The sequence below is a fragment of the Streptomyces sp. NBC_01198 genome, from assembly GCF_036010485.1.
Taxonomy (GTDB): domain Bacteria; phylum Actinomycetota; class Actinomycetes; order Streptomycetales; family Streptomycetaceae; genus Actinacidiphila.
In genome coordinates, this window is sequence record NZ_CP108568.1 from 2527000 (window position 1) to 2550005 (window position 23006).

17 protein-coding genes are annotated in these 23006 nt (G+C 72.7%); 4 read left to right on the forward strand and 13 right to left on the reverse strand.

Translation table 11 applies throughout. The annotated features are described in order from the left end of the window. Positions 1-45 precede the first annotated feature (45 nt). The gene (locus tag OG702_RS11210) at positions 46-1149 is read right to left on the reverse strand and encodes a type III polyketide synthase (RefSeq protein WP_327288711.1); all 1104 of its coding nucleotides are present in this window, start codon (positions 1147-1149) and stop codon (positions 46-48) included. Between the two features lie 399 nt (positions 1150-1548). On the opposite strand from OG702_RS11210, the gene ispH reads away from it, so the two are divergent. Then, positions 1549-3567 carry a 4-hydroxy-3-methylbut-2-enyl diphosphate reductase gene (ispH, locus tag OG702_RS11215; protein ID WP_327288712.1) on the forward strand — a complete coding sequence of 673 codons (2019 nt, stop codon included), beginning with the start codon at positions 1549-1551 and terminating at the stop codon, positions 3565-3567. Positions 3568-3638: 71 nt separating this feature from the next. Then, a complete protein-coding gene (gene ispG / locus OG702_RS11220) occupies positions 3639-4796 on the forward strand; it encodes a flavodoxin-dependent (E)-4-hydroxy-3-methylbut-2-enyl-diphosphate synthase (RefSeq protein ID WP_327288713.1) in 1158 nt (385 codons plus the stop codon). A gap of 22 nt (positions 4797-4818) precedes the next feature. Here the strand turns inward: ispG and OG702_RS11225 are convergent, their stop codons facing one another. The 11 genes from OG702_RS11225 to OG702_RS11275 form a co-directional block, all read right to left on the reverse strand. Continuing rightward, a complete protein-coding gene (locus tag OG702_RS11225) occupies positions 4819-6222 on the reverse strand; it encodes an alkaline phosphatase family protein (RefSeq protein WP_327288714.1) in 1404 nt (467 codons plus the stop codon). Further along, positions 6219-7496, reverse strand: coding sequence for a metabolite traffic protein EboE (gene eboE / locus OG702_RS11230; RefSeq protein ID WP_327288716.1), 1278 nt, complete (start codon positions 7494-7496; stop codon positions 6219-6221). Before eboE ends, OG702_RS11225 begins: the two co-directional genes overlap by 4 nt. Further along, on the reverse strand, positions 7496-8347 hold the full coding sequence (locus tag OG702_RS11235) for a TatD family hydrolase (protein WP_327288717.1): 852 nt from the start codon (positions 8345-8347) through the stop codon (positions 7496-7498). Before OG702_RS11235 ends, eboE begins: the two co-directional genes overlap by 1 nt. Then, positions 8347-9060: an EboA domain-containing protein gene (locus OG702_RS11240; protein ID WP_327288718.1), complete on the reverse strand. Its 714-nt coding sequence runs from the start codon at positions 9058-9060 to the stop codon at positions 8347-8349. The genes OG702_RS11235 and OG702_RS11240 overlap by 1 nt, the downstream gene beginning before the upstream one ends. Next, on the reverse strand, positions 9057-9935 hold the full coding sequence (locus OG702_RS11245; RefSeq protein WP_327288719.1) for a sugar phosphate isomerase/epimerase family protein: 879 nt from the start codon (positions 9933-9935) through the stop codon (positions 9057-9059). The genes OG702_RS11240 and OG702_RS11245 overlap by 4 nt, the downstream gene beginning before the upstream one ends. After that, positions 9932-10807, reverse strand: coding sequence for an SCO3242 family prenyltransferase (locus OG702_RS11250; RefSeq protein WP_327288720.1), 876 nt, complete (start codon positions 10805-10807; stop codon positions 9932-9934). The genes OG702_RS11245 and OG702_RS11250 overlap by 4 nt, the downstream gene beginning before the upstream one ends. Beyond that, positions 10804-11946 carry an inositol-3-phosphate synthase gene (locus OG702_RS11255; RefSeq protein ID WP_327288721.1) on the reverse strand — a complete coding sequence of 381 codons (1143 nt, stop codon included), beginning with the start codon at positions 11944-11946 and terminating at the stop codon, positions 10804-10806. Before OG702_RS11255 ends, OG702_RS11250 begins: the two co-directional genes overlap by 4 nt. A 112-nt stretch (positions 11947-12058) precedes the next feature. After that, complete coding sequence (locus tag OG702_RS11260) at positions 12059-13243, reverse strand: ScyD/ScyE family protein (protein ID WP_327288722.1); 1185 nt, start codon at positions 13241-13243, stop codon at positions 12059-12061. A 311-nt stretch (positions 13244-13554) separates the two neighbouring features. Next, positions 13555-15087, reverse strand: a complete 1533-nt coding sequence (locus OG702_RS11265; RefSeq protein WP_327288723.1) for an MFS transporter — start codon at positions 15085-15087, stop codon at positions 13555-13557. Between the two features lie 121 nt (positions 15088-15208). After that, on the reverse strand, positions 15209-17032 hold the full coding sequence (locus OG702_RS11270; RefSeq protein WP_327288724.1) for an FAD-dependent monooxygenase: 1824 nt from the start codon (positions 17030-17032) through the stop codon (positions 15209-15211). A 143-nt stretch (positions 17033-17175) separates the two neighbouring features. Further along, entirely contained in the window at positions 17176-17979 is an 804-nt protein-coding gene (locus OG702_RS11275) for an AfsR/SARP family transcriptional regulator (protein ID WP_327288725.1), read from the reverse strand. 1076 nt (positions 17980-19055) lie between these two features. Here OG702_RS11275 and dxs point away from each other — a divergent pair. Beyond that, positions 19056-20969 (forward strand): 1-deoxy-D-xylulose-5-phosphate synthase, encoded by a 1914-nt coding sequence (gene dxs, locus OG702_RS11280; protein ID WP_327288726.1) that lies wholly within the window; start codon positions 19056-19058, stop codon positions 20967-20969. A gap of 95 nt (positions 20970-21064) precedes the next feature. Beyond that, positions 21065-21982 (forward strand): aromatic prenyltransferase, encoded by a 918-nt coding sequence (locus OG702_RS11285; protein ID WP_327288727.1) that lies wholly within the window; start codon positions 21065-21067, stop codon positions 21980-21982. A gap of 69 nt (positions 21983-22051) precedes the next feature. Here the strand turns inward: OG702_RS11285 and OG702_RS11290 are convergent, their stop codons facing one another. Beyond that, positions 22052-22957 (reverse strand): sigma-70 family RNA polymerase sigma factor, encoded by a 906-nt coding sequence (locus OG702_RS11290; RefSeq protein ID WP_327288728.1) that lies wholly within the window; start codon positions 22955-22957, stop codon positions 22052-22054. Positions 22958-23006 lie beyond the last annotated feature (49 nt).

The following is a 23006-nucleotide window of genomic DNA, read 5'->3' on the forward strand; positions in this document are numbered from 1 at the left end:
CCCGCGTGCGGCGGGCTCCGGTCGGAACGAACATGTGCGCGGGTCTCACACCACGGGGGTCGCGGACAGGGCGACCGGTGCGGCCTGTCGGATGGCGGGGACGTCCGCGACCCAGCTGCCGACCGCCATCTCGGCGGTGATGCCGGGGCCGAAGCCGGCGATGATCCCGGTGCCGCCCGGCAGCATCTCGTCCTCCTCGAACAGCCTGCGCAGCGCCTCAAGGACGACGGCGCTGGCGATGTTCCCGTAGTCGCTCAGCGTCGCCCAACTGTGCCGGAACATGCTGCGGTCGACGTTGAGGTACTTGCACAGGTCGTCCAGGATCCGCGGGCCGCCGGCGTGGATGATGTAGAAGTCCAGGTCGGCCACGTTCCAGCCGTGGTCGGCGGCGAGTTGGCGCAGGATCGGCGCGAGCGGCTCCATCGTGCCCGGCACCCGGCGGTCCAGCTGGAAGTGGAAGCCGGTGGAGCGGACGGCGTAGGAGATCCAGTCCTCGGTGTTCGGTATGAGATACGAGGCGTTGCGCTCGAGCCGCACGCCGGTGCCGCCGGTGTCCCGGACGACGGCGGCGGCCACCGCGTCGCCGAACAGGCCGTCGGACAGCAGCGAGCCGACGTTGTCGTCGACCGGCTGGTAGCACAGCGAGCACAGTTCGCAGGAGACGATCAGGACGTTGGAGTCGGGGTGCGCCTGGCAGAAGTCGAAGGCGCGGTTGATCGCGGCGCCGCCCGCGGCGCAGCCCAGCTGCGCGATGGGGATCTGCCGGGTGTCGTAGCGGAAGCCCATGGTGTTGATCAGCCAGGCCGTGAGCGACGGCATCATGAAGCCCGTGCAGGACACGTAGATGATGGCGTCGATGTCCTGGGCGGTCACGCCGGCGTTGGCCAGCGCCTTCTCGATGACCGCGGGGCACCTCTTCTTCGACTCCAGCTCGTAGACGCGGTTGCGTTCCTCGAAACCGGGGTGGAGAAGGGTCTTCTCGATGGGCTGTACGATATGCCGCTTCCTGACCCCCGTCTTCTGAATCAGCCGAAGCGCCAACGGAAGCTGTGGCTTTCCCTTGTGCACCTTCTTGGCGAATTCAAGGGTGTCTTCCATCGTAATGACGTATTCCGGCACGCTCACCGCTGGCTTGCACAGAGTTGCCATGCCTGGCATCCACCTTCTGTGGGTAGAGATTTCCCCGAAGTCTCCCGACACTGCCCACCCGGAGTCACAGCAAGGCCGGCGTAAAAGATGCCGCCACCTGCGGGGTGTACGGAACGTATCGTTTCCCATTTAACTTGCGATCGGCTTGGTGGCGACTTGGCAGCGCGCGGAAATGCCGGCCCGATCTCGTCGGCGCAGGTCACGGCATCTGGCACCGGGCGGCGCCCACCACTGCTGCCGTCGGGCGGGCATGCCGCCAAGCCGCTGCCAACTCACGGAACAGTCCGGGCACGGCTTCCGCGGGCGCGGCTTACACGTCAGCTCATTGTGACGGGGTGACAATAATCTGCCCCACCGGGATCCTTGTGTTCGTCTCCGCGGTTCCCCACCCTTTTCCATATGGCTACCACACTGGACAACAACCGGCAATCGGGCGGCAAGAAGGTCATTCTGGCAGAGCCCCGCGGGTTCTGCGCCGGTGTGCGCAGGGCTGTGGAGATCGTGGAGCGCGCCCTGGAGATCCACGGAGCCCCTGTCTACGTACGCAAGCAGATCGTCCACAACGAATACGTGGTGCGGGACCTCGAGGAGCGCGGAGCCAGGTTCGTCGAGTCGGAGACAGAGGTACCGAACGGGGCGGTGTGCGTCTTCTCCGCGCACGGGGTGTCCCCGCAGGTGCGCGCGAACGCCGCCGAGCGCGGTCTGACGGTCATCGACGCGACCTGCCCGCTGGTGGCCAAGGTGCATCAGGAGGCCCGCAGGTACGCCCGCGACGGGCGGACGCTGATCCTGGTGGGGCACGCCGACCACGAGGAGATCGAGGGCACGTTCGGCGAGGCGCCGGACCGTACCGTCATCGTGCAGGACGCCGACGAGGCCAGGCGGCTCGACCTGCCGCCGGGCGTGCCGGTCAGCTATCTCACCCAGACCACGCTGTCGGTGGACGACACCACCGAGATCGTGTCCATCCTGCACGAGCGCTTCCCCGGGCTGACCGGCCCCGGCACCGACGACGTCTGCTACGCCAGCCAGAACCGGCAGAATTCGGTGAAGTCGCTCGCCGGGCGCAGCGACCTGGTGCTGGTCGTCGGCTCGGCCAACTCCAGCAACTCGGTGCGGATGGTGGAGGTCGCCGAGGACGCCGGCGCCAGGGCCCGACTGCTGCCCGACGCGGGCCATTTGGACCCCGAGTGGCTGGCGGGCGTGCGGACCGTGGGGCTGAGCGCGGGCGCCAGCGCGCCCGAGGTGCTGGTCGAGGAGGTCATCGAACGGCTGGCGGCACTGGGCTTCACCGACGTCGAGACCGAGGTGACCACCGTCGAGGACGTGGTCTTCCGGCCGCCGTCCGGTCTGGAGCGGCCGGCGGCGGGGGACGGTGCCGACGACGTCCGTGCCGAACTGCTCGACCGGGTCAGCGCGCGGATCGAGGAGCTGCTGAACTCCGAGATCGCGCACTGGGGTTCGGTGGACGCCCGGGCGGCGGTGCCGGTCGAGGCGGTCAGGGAACTGGTCGCGGCGGGCGGCAAGCGGCTGCGCCCCACCTTCTGCGTCAGCGGCTTCCTGGCGGCCGGCGGCTCCCTCGGCGACAGCGCGGCCGCGGACGCGGTGGTCGCCGCGGCGGCGGGCCTGGAACTGCTGCACGCCTCGGCGCTCATCCACGACGACGTCCTGGACAACTCCCCCACCCGGCGCGGCGTCCCGACCGTGCACGCCAGGCACGCCGGCGTGCACGCGGAACTCGGCTGGACCGGGGAGGCGCGCCGGTTCGGCGAGGGCGTCGCCATCCTGGCCGGGGACCTGGCGTTCAGCTACGCCCACCGGCTGGCCGGCGGGCTGCCCGCCGCGGCCAGGGAGATCTGGATGCACCTGGGCACCGAGATGCTGGTCGGCCAGCACCTCGACATCGCGCTGGCCGCCGAGGCTTCGCCCGACCCCGAGCTGGCCCGCTGGATCGCGGTCTGCAAGTCCGGGCGCTACACCATCCACCGGCCGCTCTCCCTCGGCGCGTCCATCGCCGGGCGGCCCGACCTGCAGGCGGCGTTCGAGGCGTACGGCCTCGCGGCGGGCGAGGCGTTCCAGCTGCGCGACGACCTGCTCGACGCGTTCGGCGACTCCGCGGCGACCGGCAAACCGGCCGGCCTGGACGTCAGCGAGCACAAGATGAACCTGCTGCTCGCCCTGGCCGCCACCGGCGACGCCGAGGTGGCGCGGCTGCTCGACGAGGGCAGGAACGGCGACTTCGACCCGGCGCTGCTGCATGCCGCGCTGCTGGCCTCCGGCGTTCGCGAGGACATCGAGAAGCGGATCGACCAGCTGGTGGCGGGCGCCCGCACCGCGCTGGACGCGACCGCGCTGGCGGACGGCTGGCGGGAGCGCCTGGGCGAGATGGCAGTGCAGGTGGCCTACCGGGGCCGCTGACGGCCCACCGGGAACGGGCGGGGCACCCGATGTGCCGGCCCGGCACGACCGAACGGAGAGGATGATCACAGATGGTGGATCTCGGCATACCCCACGTCCCGCAGTCCCTCGGCCCGCGCCGGGTCAGCCGGCAGCTCAGACTCGGCCACGACGACCGGGCCGTCCTGGTGGGCGGCGGGGCGCCGGTCAGCGTGCAGTCGATGACGACGACGGTGACCGCGGACGTGAACGCCACGCTGCAGCAGATCGCCGAACTGACCGCGTCCGGCTGCCAGATCGTCCGGGTCGCGGTGCCGTCGGCCGACGACGCCGAGGCGCTCCCGGAGATCGCCCGCAAATCGCAGATCCCGGTGATCGCCGACATCCATTTCCAGCCCCGGTACGTCTTCGCGGCGATCGACGCGGGATGCGCGGCGGTACGGGTGAATCCCGGGAACATCAAGGAGTTCGACGACAAGGTCGCCGAGATCGCCAAGGCCGCGGCCGACGCGCAGGTGCCGATCAGGATCGGCGTCAACGCCGGGTCACTGGACAAGCGGCTGCTCGCCAAGTACGGCAGCGCCACGCCGGACGCGCTGGTGGAGTCGGCGCTCTGGGAGTGCTCGCTGTTCGAGGAGCACGGGTTCCAGGACCTGAAGATCTCGGTGAAGCACCACGACCCGGTGGTGATGATCTCCGCCTACCGCAAGCTCGCGGCGGCCTGCGACTACCCGCTGCACCTCGGGGTGACCGAGGCCGGGCCGTTCTTCCAGGGGACGGTGAAGTCGGCGGTGGCCTTCGGGGTGCTGCTGGCGGAGGGGATCGGCGACACCATCCGGGTGTCGCTGTCGGCGCCGCCCGCCGAGGAGGCCAAGGTCGGGATCGCCATCCTGGAGAGCCTGGCACTGCGGCAGCGCCGCCTGGAGATCGTCTCCTGCCCGTCCTGCGGCCGGGCCCAGGTGGACGTCTACAAGCTCGCCGAGGAGGTCACCGCGGGCCTCGACGGGCTCGAAGTGCCGCTGCGGGTCGCGGTGATGGGCTGCGTCGTCAACGGCCCCGGCGAGGCCCGCGAGGCCGACCTGGGCGTGGCCTCGGGCAACGGCAAGGGGCAGATCTTCGTCAAGGGCAAGGTCGTCGCGACCGTCCCCGAGTCGAAGATCGTGGAGACGCTCATCGACGAGGCGATGCGGCTGGCGGAGGAGGCCACCGCGGAGGGCCGCACCGGCAAGCCGGAGGTCATCACCGCCTGACCCCGCCGCCCGCCGGCGCCGGTCACCGCGGGCCCGGGCGGTGCGAGGCGAGGTCCAGCAGCAGGTCCTTGACCTGCGTGGCCTCGTACCGCTCGCGGGCGCCGTGCGGGTCCGAGCAGAGCAGGACGGGGCCGTCCTGCGGGTCGGCGGGCAGCCGGCCGTGGGTGCCGCGGACGGCCGCGGCGCCCGCGTCCAGGCCGACGGCACTCAGCAGGTAGCGCATCCCGAGCTTCTTGCGCGCCAGCGCGACCGCGGCCCGGCGCTTGGCGGCGCCGGGCGCGGCGGGATCGAAGAACAGCTCGGCCGGGTCGTAGCCGGGCTTGCGGTGGATCTCCACCAGGCGGGCGAAGTCCGGTGCGCGGGCGTCGTCCAGCCAGTAGTAGTAGGTGAACCAGGCATCCGCGTCGGCGACCAGGACCAGGTCGCCGGAGCGCGGGTGGTCCAGGCCGTACGCCGCCTTCTCCGCCTCGCCCAACACCTCGGCGACGCCGGGGAGTTCGGCGCAGAGCTTGCGCACCAGCGGCAGGTCGGCGGGGTCGGCCACGTAGACGTGCGCGATCTGGTGGTCGGCGACGGCGAAGGCGCGGGAGGTCCACGGGTCCAGGTACTCCATGCCGGCCTGGGTGTGGACGCGCAGCAGATCCTCCCGGCGCAGCAGCCGGTTGACGTCGACTGGCCGGGCGGCCGGCGTGATGCCGTACTCCGACAGCGCCACCACCGTCGCGCCCCGCTCGCGCGCCATGTCCAGCAGCGGGCCGAGGACCGCGTCCAACTCCGCGGCGGCGGCTGCGGCCTGCGGGGCCGAGGGGCCGAACCGCTGCAGGTCGTAGTCCAGATGCGGGACGTAGACCAGGGTCAGGTCCGGGTCGTGCCTGGCCATGATCTGCTGCGCGGCCCGGCAGATCCACGCCGACGACGGCAGCCCCGCGGTGGGGCCCCAGTAGCTGAACAGCGGGAAGGTGCCGAGCGCCGCGGTCAGTTCGTCGTGCAGCTCGGGCGGGTCGGTGTAGCAGTCGGGGTCCTTGCGGCCGTCGGCGTGGTAGACCGGGCGCGGGGTGACCGTCCAGTCGGTGCCCGCGCCCATCGCGTACCACCAGCAGATGTTGGCGACGGTGTAGCCGGGGTGCCGGCGGCGGGCGGCGTCCCACAGCTTGTCCCCGCCCATCAGCGCGTTGTGCTGCCGCCAGAGCAGGACCTCGCCGAGGTCGCGGAAGTACCAGCCGTTGCCGACGATGCCGTGCTCGCGCGGCGGCGCGCCGGTGAGCAGGGTGGCCTGCACCGAGCAGGTGACGGCGGGCAGCACGGGGGTGAGCCCGGCCTGCCAGCCGGTCTCGGCGATCGCGGCCAGCCGCGGCATGTGCCGGAGCAGCCGGGGGGTGAGCCCGACGACGTCGAGCACGACGAGCGGGTTCGGCGGTCGGTTCACCGGGTCGTCTCCCTCACGGGTCGTTCGCCCAGGTCGTGGGCGGCCAGGTCAGGGGCGGCCAGGTCGTGGGCGGCGTCCGGGCCGGGGGTGTCCGGGCCGGGGGTGTCCGGGCCGGGGGTGTCCGGGCCCTGGGGCCGCAGTCCGAGGGCGAGCAGTTCGTCGCGGGCGAAGGCCAGTTCGGCGGCGATGCCCTCGGCGAGCTGGGCGGGGCCTGACGGGCGCCGGCCGGGCGGCAGGACGTTCCAGGTGTACGTCTCCACCTCCAGGTGGTCGCACACGGCCCGCTCGCCGCCGACGAGTTCGGCGAGCGCGGCCCGCAGCACCTCGACGGTGGCGTGCAGCGGCGGCTGCGGGGCCGCGTGCAGCGGTACGTGGTAGTGCACCCGCCACGGCCCCGGCAGCCCCGCGTCGAGCGCGTCGGCCAGGTCGTCGGCGGCCGGGCCCGCGGCGGAGCGGGTCTGGTGCAGGAAGCGCGGCTCGGCGTAGGAGCGCAGTGCGGCTGCCGTACCGGGCTCCTGCGGGTGCTCGGCGCCCAGCGCGGCGGACACCTGGACCTTCACCACCGGCAGGCCCGCCTGCGCCAGCCGGGCGAGCGCCGCCGCCGGCTCCTCCCAGGCGCAGGCCAGATGCGCCAGGTCCAGGCACACCCCGAGGTAGCGGGTGTCGGCCCCGGCCAGATTCTCGGCGACCTGCTCGGTGGTCTCCATGACGCAGCCGGGCTCCGCCTCGAAGCCCACCCGCACCAGCCGCCCGGTGCTCGCGTGCACCGCCGCCAGCCGGTCGGCGAGTTCGGCCAGCCGCCCCTGCGCCGCCGCGCGGTGCCGTGCGCTCCACGGGGTGCGCCAGGCCAGCGGCAGGGTGGACACCGAGCCGCGAACGGCGTCGTCCGGGAGCAGCCCGGCCAGCACCCGGGCCAGGTCGACGGTGTACTCCATGCGCGCGTCGGTCAGCCAGTCGGGGTGGTAGACGGCGTGCTTGACGACCGGGGCGTGGAAGGAGCGATAGGGGAAGCCGTTGCAGGTGACGACGTCGAGGCCGCGGGCGTCCAGCTCGTCGCGCAGCCGGGCCACCTCGGCCGGGTCGGCGGCCAGTCGGGCGGCGACCGGTGCGGCCAGCCACAGCCCGACGCCGAGCCGGTCGGCGCCCAGCAGCCGGCGTGCGGTGACCGCGTAGGTGTCCAGCTGGCCGATGATCTCGGGCAGTTCCTCACCTGCGTGCACGTTGGTGCAGTAGCCGAGGTGGACTGTCTGCCCGTCGCGGTGCCGCAGCCGCATCAGCTGCCCCCGCGGGCGAGGGAGTTGCCGGCGAAGGTGGCGGGCTGCCCGTCCGCCGGGGACAGATCCAGCCGCCCCGACCGGCCGTAGAACTCCACCGGGTTGCGCCACAGCACCCGGTCGACCTCGTCGTCGGTGAAGCCGGCCGCCAGCATGGCCTGCCCGGTGGCCAGGGTCAGCAGCGGGTCGCTGCGGCCCCAGTCGGCGGCGGAGTTGACCAGCATCCGCGCCGGGCCGTACTCGCGCAGCACCGCCGCCATCCGGTCGGGCGACATCTTGGTGCCGGGGTAGATCGAGAAGCCCATCCAGCAGCCGCTGCCGGCCACCGCGCCGACCGTCACCTCGTTGAGGTGGTCCACGACGACGTGTCCGGGGTCGATACCGGACTCCTTGACCACGTCCAGGGTGCGCAGGGTGCCGCGCTGCTTGTCGCGGTGCGGGGTGTGCACCAGCGCGGGCAGCTCGTGCTCCACGGCCAGGGCGAGTTGGGCCGCGAAGACCTCGTCCTCCTCCGGCGTCATGGAGTCGTAGCCGAGCTCGCCGACCGCGACCACCCCGTCCTTGGCCAGGTAGCGCGGCAGGATGCCGAGCACCTCGCGGCAACGCGGGTCGTTGGCCTCCTTGGGGTTGAGGCCGATGGCGCAGTAGTGGCGGATGCCGAACTGGGCGGCCCTGAAGGGCTCCCAGCCGATCAGCGAGTCGAAGTAGTCGGTGAACGCCCCGGCGTTGGTCCGCGGCTGGCCGAGCCAGAAGGCCGGCTCGACCAGCGCCCTTACGCCGGCCGCGGCCATCCGCTCGTAGTCGTCGGTGGTCCGTGAGGTCATGTGGATGTGCGGGTCGAAGATGCGCATCAGCCTGCCTTCCCCTCGCGTTCGCCCGGCCGGCCCGCCGGGGTGCCCGCGGTAGCCGGGAGGTCGCCGCCCGCCGCCGGCAGGTCGCCGATCAGCGCCAGCAGGACGTCGGCGTCGGCCCGCATCGGCCGCCCCGCCGCGTGTCGCTCGGCGGCCAGGTCGGCCAGCATGCGGCCCAGTTCACCGTCCGCCCGCCGGTCCAGGTCGGCCACCGCGGTCAGCGGGATGTCCATGAACACGCACTTGAGCACGGCCTGCCGCCACATCCGGATCTCCAGGTGCCGGGCGTAGGGCCCGACGGCGGCCGCGACCAGCCGGGTGTCGTTGGTACGGAGCGCGTCGTGCAGGATGTCCAGGCCGCCGTCCCCGACGTCGAGCAGCGGCAGCGCCCGGAGCACCGCGCGCTTCTCGTCGGCGCTGCCGTACCGGTAGAGCGCGCCGACCTGTGCGGCCAGCGCCGTCCCCTGCAGCGGCAGCGCGGTCAGCAGCAGCACCCGGGCCGCGTCGTCCACGGTCCAACCCGCGGGCGCCGGGCCGTAGTCGGAGCCTGGTGCGGGGTCGGGCAGCGGGCCGCGGCCGCAGCGGCGGCCGGCCGCGGGGAAGAGGACGGCGACCTCGTCCGGGTCACGCGCCACCCGGCCCACCGCGTCGTCCAGCCACGCCGGGTCGGCGACCCGGCCTTTGAGCACGTCCGCGAGCTGTCCGCCGGTCACCGTCCGGCCTCCTCGGGTTCTCGGGGTCCGCCCGCGACCCGGGCATCGGCGAGGGCGCCGGTGAGGAACTCCAGCGACCTGCGGGCGACATCGGGGGCGGCATGGGAGTGGCGGGGCAGCTCGACGGCCGTGAGCCCGCCGTATCCGGCGGCGGCGAGCGCGCCGAGCGCCGCGGGGAAGTCGACCTCGCCGGTGCCGAATTCCAGGTGCTCGTGCACGTTCCGGCGCATGTCGTCGATCTGCACGTTGACCAGGTGCGGGGCCGCCCTGGCCACGCACTCCGCGACCGGCCGCGGCTCCAGGCAGCGGCAGTGGCCGATGTCGAGGGTGAGGCCGAAGCAGCCGGGGCGGCCGAGCCGGCCGTGCAGGGTGGACCAGTCGGCGATCGTCTGCACCAGCATGCCGGGCTCGGGCTCGAAGCCCAGCCGCACGCCCGCTGCGTCCGCCGCCGCCACCACCTCGTCGCAGCCGCGCACCAGGCGGTCCCACGCGGCCGCTTCCGGGACCTGGGCCGGGCGGATCCCGGCCCAGAAGGAGACGGCCTCGGCCCCCAGGTCCGCCCCGACGCCGACGGCCCGGCGCAGAAAGTCCAGCCGCGCCCCGGGTTCGTCGTCCAGCAGCGTCGGGGCGTGCTTGTGCCACGGGTCGAGCAGGTAGCGCGCGCCGGTCTCGATGACGACGGCGAGCCCGAGCCGGTCAAGACGTGCCGCCAGCGCCTCGGTCCTGCGGGCCAGGCCGGGGGCGAAGGGGTCGAGGTGCTGGTGGTCCAGGGTCAGCGCGACCCCTTCGTAGCCGAGGTCGGCGATCACGGTGAGCGCGTCGTCGAGGCGGTGGTTGGCGAAGCCGTTGGTGCCGTAGCCGAAGCGCACGCTCATGTCGGGGACACCCTTCTGGCCAGTGCCCGGCCCAGCGGTGCGCAGGCGGCCACCGCAGCGGCGGGCAGCAGGCCGGCGGAGCGGGCGACGAGCGCGCCCTGCAGGGCCGGCAGTCCGGTGATCCCGGCGCCGACCGCGGCCCGTGTCCGGCCGGCGTCCGGTGTGGCCAGCGCCCCCGCCTGCGGAGCCCCGTAAGCGGCGGCGTACCACCCGGCCAGCCCGCGCGGCAGCCAGGTCCGCGGCGCCGTCGCGGGCCCGGCGGCCGGGATCCGCGCGGCGGCGTAGGCGACGCCCGCGGTGCCGGCCAGCGTCGCGGCGGGCAGCAGGCGGCCGCCGCCGGTGACCTCGCGCCGGGACAGCGCGGTCACGCCGTAGGTGTGCGCGGCGACGGTGAGCGCGGGCAGTACCGCCGGCCACCACCGGCCCGGCCGCGAGGTCGCCCCGAGCAGCACGTCGAGGCCGCGGCAGGCCGCCATCGCGGCGGGACCGGCCGGCGTGCCCTTGAACCGCAGGTCGTACGCCCACACCGCGCCGGCCAGCGGCACCGCCACCGCGAGCGCGCGCGGGCCGCCGGCCAGTCCGGCCAGCGCCAGGCCCGCCGCGCAGAGGCCGGCCGCGACGCCCAGCGCGGTGGTGGGCGACACGCGGCCGGACGGGATCGGGCGCTCGGGGCGCTCCTTGGCGTCCAGGTCGCGGTCGGCCCAGTCGTTGGCGGCCATCCCGGCCCAGTACAGGCACACCGCCGACGCGGACAGCCCGGCGGTGGCGGGCCCGAGGACACCGCAGGACGCGGCGCCGGCGACGGCGTCACCGGGCACCGACAGGGCGGCGGGCGCGCGGACCAGTTCCGCGAGGTCGCGCAGCGCGCTCATCGTCCGCCGCCGAGCCCGGCCAGGTAGCCGCGCAGCGCCTCCCACTGGGCGGGCAGCGCGTGGTCGACGTCGCCCATCGGATCCTTGAAGAAGAACGCCAGCGACTCCAGCGGGCCGGTGTGCCCCGCCTCGTGGGCGGCCAGCGTGATCCTGGCCAGGTCCAGGACGAGCGGGGCGGCGAGCGCCGAGTCGCAGCCCTGCCAGGTGAACTGCAGGCACATCCCGGTGCCGAGGAAGCCGGCGAAGGTGACCAGGTCCCAGGCGGTCTTGAAGTCGCCGATGTCGGCCACGTAGTCGATCCGGGTGTCGCCGGCGGGGGCGTAGCCGAGGGTCTCGCGCAGCACCCGCTGCTTGCTGGCCGACTTGGCGGCGTTGGCACCGGGGTCGACCAGGGTGGCGCCGTCGCCGCCGCCGAGCAGGTTGACGCCGGACCAGGAGCGCACCGCGAGGTTGCGCATGGCGAACATCGGCGCGAGCACCGACTTCAGCAGCGTCTCGCCGGTCTTGCCGTCGTGGCCGGCGTAGGGCAGGCCGCGGTGGGCGGCGAGTTCGGCCAGGGCGGGCAGCCGAGCGCCGGTGGAGGGGGTGAAGTCGACGTAGCCGCAGCCGGCGGTGAAGGCGGCGTAGGCGTAGAGCGAGCTGGCGGGCAGCACCGTGCCCGGGCCGTTCAGCGCGGCGCTCAGCGCGTCGAGTCCGGCGTGCGCGGGGTGCGGCGGTGCGGCGGCCTCGGTGGAGGCGACGTTGACCACCACGACCCGGTCGAGGCGGTGGCGGGTGCGGAACCGCATGAGGTCGCGGGCGATCGCCTCGGCCGTGGCGGCCTGGGTGGCGGCCTCCGGGGCCGGCCGCAGGTCCGCGTCGACCTCGGCGAGCTCCGCTCCGAGGGCCTGGACCAGCCGGGCGGGTACGACGCCGGCGGCCGCCAGCTGCTCGGCCTTCTTGGCCAGCGGTACGGTGGCCACGTCATGGCCGCCGAAGTAGAGGTCGCAGAAGTCGGGAAGTGCCGCGCTGTCCAGGTCGGGGTGGGCGGTGACGCAGCCCACCGGTTCTGCCAGTCCTGCGCGCAGCGCGAGCGCTCCGACCACGCTGGTGGTGGCGACGGATCCGCGGGCGCCGATGAGCCAGATGCCAGCACGCACGTTCTTGTCCTCTCACGAACACAGCGAACACAGCGAACGGATCATGCGGTCCCGCGGCGGGCCGCGGCCGGAACCTCGCGGCCGCGGCCCGCTGCGGGGTGACCTGGCAGGCTCAGCCGATCCTGACGATCTCGCCGTCGTGCGCGGTGACGTCGGAGGCGGTGGTGCACGCCGGGGCGTCGTCGCAGGCGGGCCACATCATGGTCTTGTTGGCGACGTAGATGGCGCCGTCGCGGCCGGCCAGGAAGCCGGTGGGCGCGAAGAGCTTGCCCGACGCCAGCACGGTGCGGGCGTTGGTGCGGTGGTCGATCTGGACGACGTCGCCGATCGGGTCACCGGTCGGCAGGAAGCCGGTGGTGTCGAACTCGGTGACGTAGAAGTCCCCGTTGGCACCGAAGCCGCAGCCGCTGATGGCGCTGAAGCCGCTCTGCCACACCGACAGGTGCCCGCTGCGGGGGTTGTACTTGAACACTTTGGCCTCGGTGGACGAGCTGGGCTTGCCGGTGATCTCGCCGACGTAGACCGAGCCGTCGTGGCCGACCGCGACGCAGGACGGCACCGCGTCCGGGCCGGTCGAGGTGTCGGGGATGTAGCTGAGGATGTGGACGTTGCCCCACCGGTCGACCGAGTCCAGCACGTTGGAGGCCGCGTCGACCAGGTAGAAGCCGCCGCCGGGCTTGGTGGTCACCGCGTACGGGTTGGCCTCGGGGAAGTCCTCGGGGTTGAGGTCGGTGTTCGCCAGGGTCCACTCGTAGTCGACGTAGCCGGGGTTCGCCACCGCCTTCACCGACCGGCCGGTGACCTTGAGCAGGGCGCCGTACTGCTTGCGCAGCTGCTGGGTCAGGTCCGCGGGGATCTCGGCCGGGATCTGCTGCGACGATCCGGTCTCCAGGACGTACAGGTGCCCGTCGGAGTAGGTCAGGCCGTTGGCGCCGACCACCTCCTCCTGGTTGAAGTTGGAGGCCAGGCCGTCCACGATCCGCACCGGGGTGCCGGAGGAGACGTCGGCGAGCGACCCGGTGAAGCCGAAGCACCGGGTGGGGAAGCCGGTGCCGACGCAGGTCGGCGGGGCCTCTCCCACCTCGGAGACGATGAGGTGTCCGCGCGGCCCCCAGACCAGGCTCCTCGGTGAGTTCAGGCCACTGGCCACGACGGTGACCGGTGCGTTGCTGGTCAGATGGGCGGGATGGGCGGCCGCCTGGGCCTCCTGCCCTGAGGGTCCTGCACCCACGCCGACGAGCGCTGTCGCCGCCGCCACGCCGGCGAACAGCAACCGACTCGTTTTGAGACGCCACATCTTGGCCTCAGCTCCTCCGAATTCGGGTGATCTGACTGCATGAACGGCAAGGGGCGCGGAAAGGCGGCCCCGGTCACGGTGGTGACCGGCGCGTTTCCCGCAGCTCCAGGCGCCTCAGCATTGATCAAGCCGCTTGGCCGGGACTGTTCGGCAAGTTGGCGCCGACTTGGCGGCGACGCGAAACCGACGTCCGCCGGGACCCTCGGTGGCGGCCGGCCGGCGCTCGCGGGCGGGACGCCCGGCGGCCGGACACGACGGCGGGCCCGGCACGATGCCGGGCCCGCTGGCGTGTCCGCAGCGCTGCGCCGCGGTCAGGAGCGCGCCTTTTCAGCCGGAGCGGCCGGCTTGGCGGCGGGGCCGTACGCGGGCGCCGGCAGCGGCCCGCCGCGCAGCAGGGCGCCGCAGACGACCGCGCCGACGCCGAAGATCGCGGTGCACCACCAGAAGACCGTGGTGTAGCCGTGGATCGTCGCCAGGTGCAGCTGCGCCGCCCCCGGCTTGCCGTGCGCGTGGCTGCTCAGGTAGTCGGTGGCGGCGCTGGCCGCGATGGTGTTGAGCAGCGCGGTGCCGATCGCGCCGCCGAGCTGCTGCCCGGTGCTGATCGCCGCCGAGGCGATGCCCGCGTCGTGCGGCGCCACACCGGCGGTGCCGGTACGCAGCGCCGCCGCGTAGATCAGGCCCATGCCCAGGCCGATCACCATCGTCGGGCCGAGCAGCGCCGAGGCGTAGCCGGAGTCCGGGGCGATCCGGGTCAGCCACGCCATGCCGGCCGCGTTGAGCAGCATGCCGCCGCCGACCAGGGGGCGCGGGCCGACCTTCGGCATCAGCACGATGTTGCCGACGTTGCTCGCCACCGCGGTGACCACGACCATCGGCAGCAGGGCCACGCCGGAGGTGATCGGCGAGTAGTCCAGGTCGGTCTGCATGTAGTAGATGAGGAAGAGCAGGATGCCGAACATCCCGACGCCGACGATCAGCGCCGTGAGGTAGGCGCCGCCGCGGTTTCGGTCCAGGACGACGCGCGGCGGCAGCAGCGGGTGCGGGGCGCGGAACTGCCAGAAGGAGAAGGCCACGAGCAGCACGCCGCCGGCCGCGAGCACCCCCCAGGTGGAGGCCGCGTGCCAGCTGTGCGTGGCGGCGTTGGAGAAGCCGTAGACCAGGCAGAACATCCCGCCGGACACCACGATCACGCCGGGGATGTCCATCTTGGCGCCGGTCCTTGGCTGCCGGGTCAGCAGCGTCGCGCCGCCGATCAGCGCGAAGGCGGCGAAGACCAGGTTGACGTACATGCACCAGCGCCACGACAGGCCCGAGGTCAGCGCGCCGCCGATCAGCAGCCCCAGGCCGCCGCCGCTGGCCGCGACCGCGCTGAAGAAGCCGAAGGCCTTGCCGCGCTCCTTGGGGTCGGTGAAGGTGGTGGCCAGCAGTGACAGGGCGGTCGGCGCCAGCAGCGCGGCGAAGGCGCCCTGGCAGGCGCGGGCCGCCACCAGCATGCCGAAGCTGCCAGAGGCGCCGCCGACGGCGGAGGCGACCGCGAAACCGGTCAGGCCTATCAGGAAGGTCTCCTTGCGGCCGACCAGGTCGGCCAGCCGCCCGCAGAAGAGCAGCAGGCTGCCGAAGCACAGCGCGTACGCGGTGAGGATCCACTGCTTGTCGGCGTTGGAGAAGTCCAGCGCCTGCTGGGCGGAGGGCAGCGCGAGGTTCATCACCGTCACATCGAGGGTGATCATGAGGTAGGCGGTGCAGATGACGGTGAGGACCAGCCACCGCCGGGAATCACCGGCCGCGGTCCCGGCCGCCCCCGAGCCCGGTCCGGCCGCAGGGGCTGCGCTCCGTGCTGACATGGTCGTCTCCTAGTCGCAGTGAAAGGACGTCAGGCTCCGCCGGTATGACAGGCTGCGGCGACCGGATGTGACACGCGGCCCGCCCCGCCCGGGCCCGTGCCCGGTGACGTGGGTTCCGCCGTCACCGGGCCGTCCCGGCCGCGGGGAGCCGGCCCCCCGCGGTGGCCGTCGCCCGGTGGTCCAGGATCAGGGAGAGCGCCTGGCCCAGGACGTCCACCGGGCTGTCGCTGCCGTCCGCGGAGCGCCAGGCCACATGGTTGTCGGGGCGTACGAGGACCGCGCCGGCGTCGGTGATCCCCCGGACGGCCGCCCATCCGCCCTCGACGTCGGTGTACTCCGCCCCGTCCGCCGGGTCGCCGATACGGGCCACGGTGATCGGCACGCCGAACTTCTCGGCCACCTCCGCGGCCGCCGCGCACCACGGGGTGCCCGACGCGCCGGTGAGCAGGGCGAATCCGGTCCCGGACCCGACCAGGTCGTGGGTCGACAGGCGGCGCCCCCGGTGCTCGATCCAGGCGTGCGCCAGCACGTGCCCGGGGCGGGTGGTGGGGTGGTGGGCGTCGCCCATCGGGGAGCGGGCCGGCGGCGGGCTGCCGTCGGGGACGACGGCGCCGTCCTCGTACGCGAAGCCGACCTCCAGGTCGTGCGCCTGGCATTCGGCGCGGTGGGTGCCGAAGATCTCCGCCGCCCGCGCCCTGACCACCTCGCCGACCGGTGAGGGGGCGAAGTACGCGGCGAAGGCCGACGACCGGCGCTCCGGCGGGATGTGCGCGCCCAGCCCGACGGCGGCCTCGGTCATCAGCCGGTGGTGGAACCAGGTGGACAGCCCCCACTCGACGTTGCGCCTGCCCAGCGGGCGCCGCTCGCCCTCGTAGCTGTCCAGCAGGCCGTCGTCGGCGTGGCCGGCCAGCACCGCGGCGAGCTTCCACGCCAGGTTGTGCACGTCCTGGATACCGCCGTTGAGGCCGAGGCCGGTGGTCGGCGGCTGGCGGTGCGCTGCGTCGCCGACGATCAGCACCCGGCCGTCCCGGTAGCGGTCGGCGAGCACGCCCTCCACGCTCCAGTGCGACACCTTGTGCAGCGTCAGATCCAGCCCGGGTAAGCCCAGCACCTCGCGGATCCGGGCGGTGACCGCCCGCGGGTCGGAGCGGTCGGCGTCGCCGGGGATGAAGTGCAGTCCCCACTCCTCGCACGCCTTCCCCCAACTGGGGCCCATTTCCAGCAGGGTGCTCGACAGGTCGGGGCGGTAGGGGTTGAGCAGCCAGGTGATGATCGTGCCCTCGTGCCACCACGGCGACAGGTCGGCGGAGAAGTACGCGGTGGTGACGTCGACCATCGCCGAGACGCCCTGCATCCGCACGCCCAGCGCGGGGCCGAGGGTGCGGCCGCCGTCGGCCGCGACGACGTAGCGGGCGGCCACCGTGCTGGTCTCGCCGGTCGCGCTGTCGCGGATCTCGGCGAGGACCCGGCCGGAGCCGGGGTCCTCGGTGAAGGCGACCAGGTCGTGGCCGAACAGCACCCGCCCGGGATTGCGCTGCTCGGCCTGCCGGCGCAGGATCGGCTCCAGGCGGAGCTGCGGCAGCTTGATGGGCAGTACGGGTCCGGCCGCCGCGTACGTCTCGGTGAGCGCGCCGCCGCCGAAGGCGTCCATCTCGTGGATCACCCGGGCGTCCAGCGGTCCGTCGCCGGTGAGCGTGGTCTGCCAGCGGACCTTGCCGAACTTCTCCAGCGGCGCCGCCGGTTCGACGACGGCCTCGTACAGGCCGTGCTGGCGGAAGATCTCCATCGTGCGCTGGTTGAGGTAGTGCGCCTTCGGCAGTTTCGACGTGTCGGTGTGCCGCTCCACCAGCAGGTGGCCGACACCGTGGTCGGACAGGAAGACGGACGCGGACAGCCCGCACCCGCCGCCGCCCACGATCAGAACCGGAACCTCGATAGCCTCCATGTTCGGCCTTTCCTGACGTGACGGCAGGAACCGACTCCCGCGGCGGATGCTGAGGGCACCCAGCATCAGCCGCGGGAGTTGGCCCGCGCTGGTCGGCAGGTTGGCGTCGGCTTGGCGGCGGCGGCGGTGGTGGTGGTGGTGGCTCAGGCGGACTTGGCGACCACCCGGGGGTGCGGGCGCCAGTCCAGGGCGGGGGCGTGGTTGAGTATCTCGTTCTCCAGGTGCTGGAGCGCCGGTCTGGGGTCGATGCCGAGCTCTTCGGCCAGCCGCTTCTGGTTGGTCCGCAGCACCCCCAGCGCGTCGGCCTGCCGGCCGGCCCGGTAGAGGGCCAGGCTCAGCAGCTCGCAGCCGTACTCGCGCAAGGGGTGCGCCCGGGTGAACGCCTCCAGTTCGGCCACCGCCATCTCGTGGGCGCCGACGGCCAGCAGCGCCGCACATCGCCCCTCGACCACCGAGAGCCGCAGCTCCTCCAGCCGGGCCACGTCCGGGCGTACGTAGGTGGTGTCGGCGACCTCCGCGTAGGCCTGGCCGCGCCACAGCGCGAGCCCTGCCTCGAACTCCCTGACGGCCTGCTGCGGTTCACCCCAGTCCAGTGCCTGCCAGCCGGCGGCGGCGCGTTCACCGAAGCGGTGCACGTCGACCTCGACCACCCGGCTGTCCAGCAGGTAGCCGCGCCCGTAGGTGCGCAGCACCGTCGCCGGGGTCCTGGGCACCCGGCCGGGTTCGAGCACCCGGCGCAGGTTGGCCACGTAGGCCTGCAGCGAGGTGACCGCCGACGGCGGCGGCTTCCCGGTCCACAGCTCCTCGACGATCATGTCGACGGCCACCGGCTGTCCCACCTTGCTGACCAGCAGCGCCAGCAGGGCGCGCTGCTTGGGGGCCCCCGGGTCGACCAGCCGGCCGCCGACCACCGCCTCGATCGGGCCGAGCGCCCGGAACTCGGCCATGGGCCGCGGGGTGTCCGGAATCTGCGGGGACTGCGCCGGCGTCCAGCGGATCGCGCCCGCTTGGACAGCGGGCGCTACCACGACTTCCGCCGGACTTCTCTCCCCGATTGCGCCCATTACCCGGGCGGCCGGCGGAGGTTTTGCTTCGAGGGCGAGATCCTTCGCGTAATACTCTTTCAGAAACTCATTGGTGCGGCGGAGCTCCCACACTTCGCGTTCGAGCTCCGCGATGCGCCGCGCATCTCCGTAGGCTCTTCCCGACGGCCGCCCGCCATCGATCTGCGGGGGGCCGCCGCCGGCTAACTCCATGCCTATGGCCGGCCTATCGACGCTGATTTCCTCGTTCGCCATCCCGAACTCCCAACATCTCACCGCCTGATCCTGGCGCCCGACCAGGACCGGGTTGCGGCCTGGCAGGCTGCCGGGCGCCTCGGCCAGGCAGTATCCGGTCACCGAACGCTCCGTATAGCGCGCGCGAACGGTCCACATGAGACGACTTTCAGAGCGCACTCACACCACGCCTGGAACAAGCCAGAGGTCACGCACCCCTTCATGGGATGCGTGACCCTGACACGATGTGTTGCCGGAAGCGGCAACCGCGACTGGAGAACCGCTGCTTTCGACTTCCACCGGACCGGGCCACCAGAATGTCAACTTCCAGCCATTGCGCCCGCGGTCGGGTTCCAGCCATGCACCAAATAATTGCACTTCGCGCCCCCGCTGCGCTACATTATCCAGTCTGCCCGGGCGAGTGTAGCGGCGAACCCATACTCAGTCAAGGGTCACTTACAATCCGTAGCGGCGCCCACATATGCCATTCCCGGCGCAATGAATAAATCGCTTCTGGTGGACAGAGAGTTCCGGCCAAGAACCTTAAGCGGGCAGCACGGGAACGGTGTCCTGTTTCGCGAGGGAAGGCCCTCGGGGTCCGTTTTCTTCGGGCGGCCGGCGGGGGCCGGATACGGTTGTCGCGCCCAGGTCGAGTGACAGGAAACTGTCATCCGGGGGAACGGCGGCAATATGTTGCCCCCGGCGACCGGTTGACGGTATTTCACCGGCGCCAGGAGTGTTGCCGTATGACACTCCTTGATTCGCTTCGCGGCCCGCAGGATCTGAAGGATCTCCGACCGGACGAGCTGACGTCGCTGGCCGCGGAGATCAGGAGCCGGCTGATCTCGACGGTGTCGGCGAACAGCGGGCACCTGGGGCCCAACCTCGGGGTGGTGGAGCTGACCATCGCGCTGCACCGGGTGTTCGACTCGCCGCGCGACCCGCTGGTCTTCGACACCGGCCACCAGAGCTACGTGCACAAGCTGCTGACCGGCAGGCAGCCGGAGTTCGCCACCCTGCGGCAGCCCGGCGGCATGTCCGGCTACCCGAGCCGCGCGGAGTCGCCGCACGACCACGTGGAGAACTCGCACGCGTCGACGTCGATGTCGTACGCCGACGGCCTGGCGAAGGCGTTCCGGCTGCGCGGCGAGCTGGACCGCACCGCGGTGGCCGTCATCGGCGACGGCGCCCTGACCGGCGGTATGGCCTGGGAGGCGCTGAACAACATCGCCGCCGACCAGCGCAACCGGGTGGTCGTCGTGGTCAACGACAACGGCCGCTCGTACGCCCCCACCCACGGCGCCATCGCCGCCCATCTGGCGCAGGTGCGGACCACCCGGCGCTACGAGAGCGTCCTGGACTCGGTCAAGTCGACGCTGCCGCGGGCCCCGCTGGTGGGCGCCCCGCTCTACGAGACGCTGCACGGGATCAAGAAGGGGCTCAAGGACGTCCTCCAGCCGCAGGTGATGTTCGAGGACCTGGGCCTGAAGTACGTCGGCCCGATCGACGGCCACGACCAGGCCGCGGTGGAGCGGGCGCTGGCACACGCCCGGGGCTTCGGCGGGCCGGTGATCGTCCATGTGCTGACCCTCAAGGGCCACGGGTATCCGCCGGCCGAGAACAACGACGAGGACTGCCTGCACCAGGTCGCGGCGGGCACCGACCCGCTGACCGGCACCACGGTCAAGGCGGCGGGGCGCACCTGGTCGCACGTCTTCGCCGACGAGATCCTGAGGATCGGCGGCCGGCGCCGGGACGTGGTCGCGATCACCGCGGCCATGCTGCACCCGACCGGCCTCGCGCCCTTCGCGAAGGCCTACCCCGACCGGGTCTTCGACGTCGGCATCGCCGAGCAGCACGCGGTGACCAGCGCAGCGGGGCTGGCCATGGGCGGCCTGCACCCGGTGGTGGCGCTCTACTCGACCTTCCTGAACCGGGCGTTCGACCAGCTGCTGATGGACGTGGCGCTGCACCGGCTGCCGGTGACCTTCGTGCTGGACCGGGCCGGGGTGACCGGCCCGGACGGCGCCAGCCACAACGGCATGTGGGACGGCTCGCTCAGCCAGCTCGTACCGGGGCTGCGGGTCGCCGCACCGCGGGACGCGGTCCGGCTGGCCGAGCTGCTCGGCGAGGCGGTCGAGGACTCCACCGGGCCGACCCTGCTGCGCTTCCCCAAGGCCCCGGCCGGCGGCGAGGTCCCCGGCCTCGGCAGGCTCGGCGGCATGGACGTGGTGGCGCGGCCGGCCGAGGGGACCGAGGTGGACGTCCTGCTGGTCGGCGCCGGGGTGATGGCCGGCGTCTGCGCCGACGCGGCGGGCCGGCTGGCCGACCAGGGCATCGGCGCGCTCGCGCTCGACCCGCGCTGGGTCAAGCCGGTGGACCCGGCGCTGGTCCCTGCGGCGCGCGACGCGCGGCTGGTGGTCACCGTGGAGGACAACGGCGTCGCGGGCGGCTTCGGCGACGCCGTCGCCCGTACGCTGCGCGCGGCCGGGGTGGACACGCCCGTGGTCACCTACGGCCTCCCGCAGGAGTTCCTCACCCACGACACCCGGCCCGACATCCTCGAACAGGCCGGACTCACCGGCCGGGACATCGCCAGGTCGGTCACCGAGGCGGTCTCCGGCCGCGGCAGCCAGGACGCGGTCCTCGGCTCGCGCTGACACCAAGCCGGCACCAACCGGCCGCCCAGCCCCCGCCAAGGCTCGTGACGAATGCTGAACCGACCGACCGTCACGATCTATGCGTGGAGGATTCAATGTCCGGATCCGGTGAAGTCGCGCGCGTGTACGCGGCCATGGAGGAAGCGGCCGGGCTGCTGGATGTCGCCTGCTCGCGCGAGAAGGTCTGGCCGATTCTGACCGCGTTCGAGGACGTTCTCGCCGACAGCGTGATCGTCTTCTCGATGGCGAGCGGGCGGCACGCGACCGAGCTGGACTTCAGCATCTCGGTGCCGGCCGACCACGGTGACCCCTATGCCGCCGCACTGGCGACCGGCGCCATTCCGGAAACCGACCACCCGGTCGGCAACCTGCTCGCCGACACCCAGAAGGCACTGCCCGTCTCGATGTTCGCCGTCGACGGCGAGGTCACCAGCGGCTTCAAGAAGACCTACGCCTTCTTTCCCACCCGCGACATGCCCGGTCTCGCCGAGCTCATCGACATCCCGTCGATGCCGCCGAGCGTGGCCGAGAACGCGGACCTCTTCGCCAGGTACGGCCTGGACAAAGTGCAGATGATCTCGCTGGACTACAAGAAACGCCAGGTGAATCTGTACTTCAGCAATCTGAACCCGGAATTCCTCGAAGCCGGGCCCGTCCTGTCGATGGTCCGCGAGATGGGACTCCACCTGCCGGTCGAGAAGGGCCTGGCCTTCGCGCCGCGCTCCTTCGCGGTCTATCCGACGCTCAGTTGGGACTCCGGAAAGATCGAGCGGCTCTGCTTCGCCGTGATATCCACCGACCCGACGCTGGCCCCCGCGCAGGACGACGCGGACCTGGCGCAGTTCTCCACCTACGCCAACAACGCGCCCTACGCGTACGCGGGTGAGAAGCGCACGCTCGTCTACGGCCTGACGCTCTCGCCGAGCGAGGAGTATTACAAGCTCGGCTCGTACTACCAGATCAGCGATATCCAGCGGAAGTTGCTGAAGGCGTTCGACTCCCTCGCGGACTGACGCCTTTCGCCGGCGCCCGCGGACCGACGCCTTTCGCCCACGCTCGCGTACTGCCGCCTTTCGCCCCCCTCACGGCAGGTCGATGTCCAGGCCGGCCAGATCGGCCTGGATGTCGATAGCGGTGATCCGGTCGCCGGCGATGGTGAAGCGGAAGACGGCCCGCGGTTCGCCGTTCTGCGCCCAGGCCAGCCCCGCCCGGCCGTCGATGAGGGCCGGTACCGGCGCCCACACGCGGTTGAGGAAGGCGCGGGTGACGGCGTCGGCGCCGCGGATCTCAGCGGCGACGCTCACCGCCGCGCCGGCGCTCATGTTGACCGCGGCCTGGTCGGAACGGACGACGATGTCGGGGTCGAGCACCGCGAGCAGTGCCTCGAACTCGCCGTCCCGCGAGGCGGCGAGGAAGGCGCGTACGAGGTCTGCCCGGCCGGCGCCGTCCACCGCGTCGTCACTCCTGGCCGCTTCCACGGACGCGCCCGAGCCGGCCTGCTGGACGCGGCGGCGGGCCCGGCTGGCGAGCTGGCGCGCCGCGGCGGGGGTGCGGTCCACGATGGGCGCGATGTCCTCGTAGGGGACGGCGAACATGTCGTGCAGCACGAAGGCCAGCCGCTCGGCCGGCGTGAGCGTGTCGAGGACGACGAGCAGCGCGAGGCCGACCGAGTCGGCGAGCAGCGCCTCCTGCTCGGGGTCGGCGGTCACGTCAGCGCTGTGCGTCCCGCCGGGCTCGGTGGTGTCGACCAGGTCCTCGCGGCGCGACTTGCGGGACTTGAGCATGTTCAGCGAGACCCGGGCGACGATCGTGGTGAGCCAGCCGCTCAGGTTCTCCACGGCGTCGACGTCCGCGCGGCTCAGCCGGATCCAGGACTCCTGCACGGCGTCGTCCGCCTCGGCCAGCGAGCCGAGCATGCGGTACGCCACCGCCCGCAAGCGGGGTCGGTCGCTCTCGAATCGTTCGACCAGCCAGTCGTGTTCGTTCATCTCGTCACATTCTCTCACCGGTGCCTGCGAGGTAATGACGGCCGGGGAC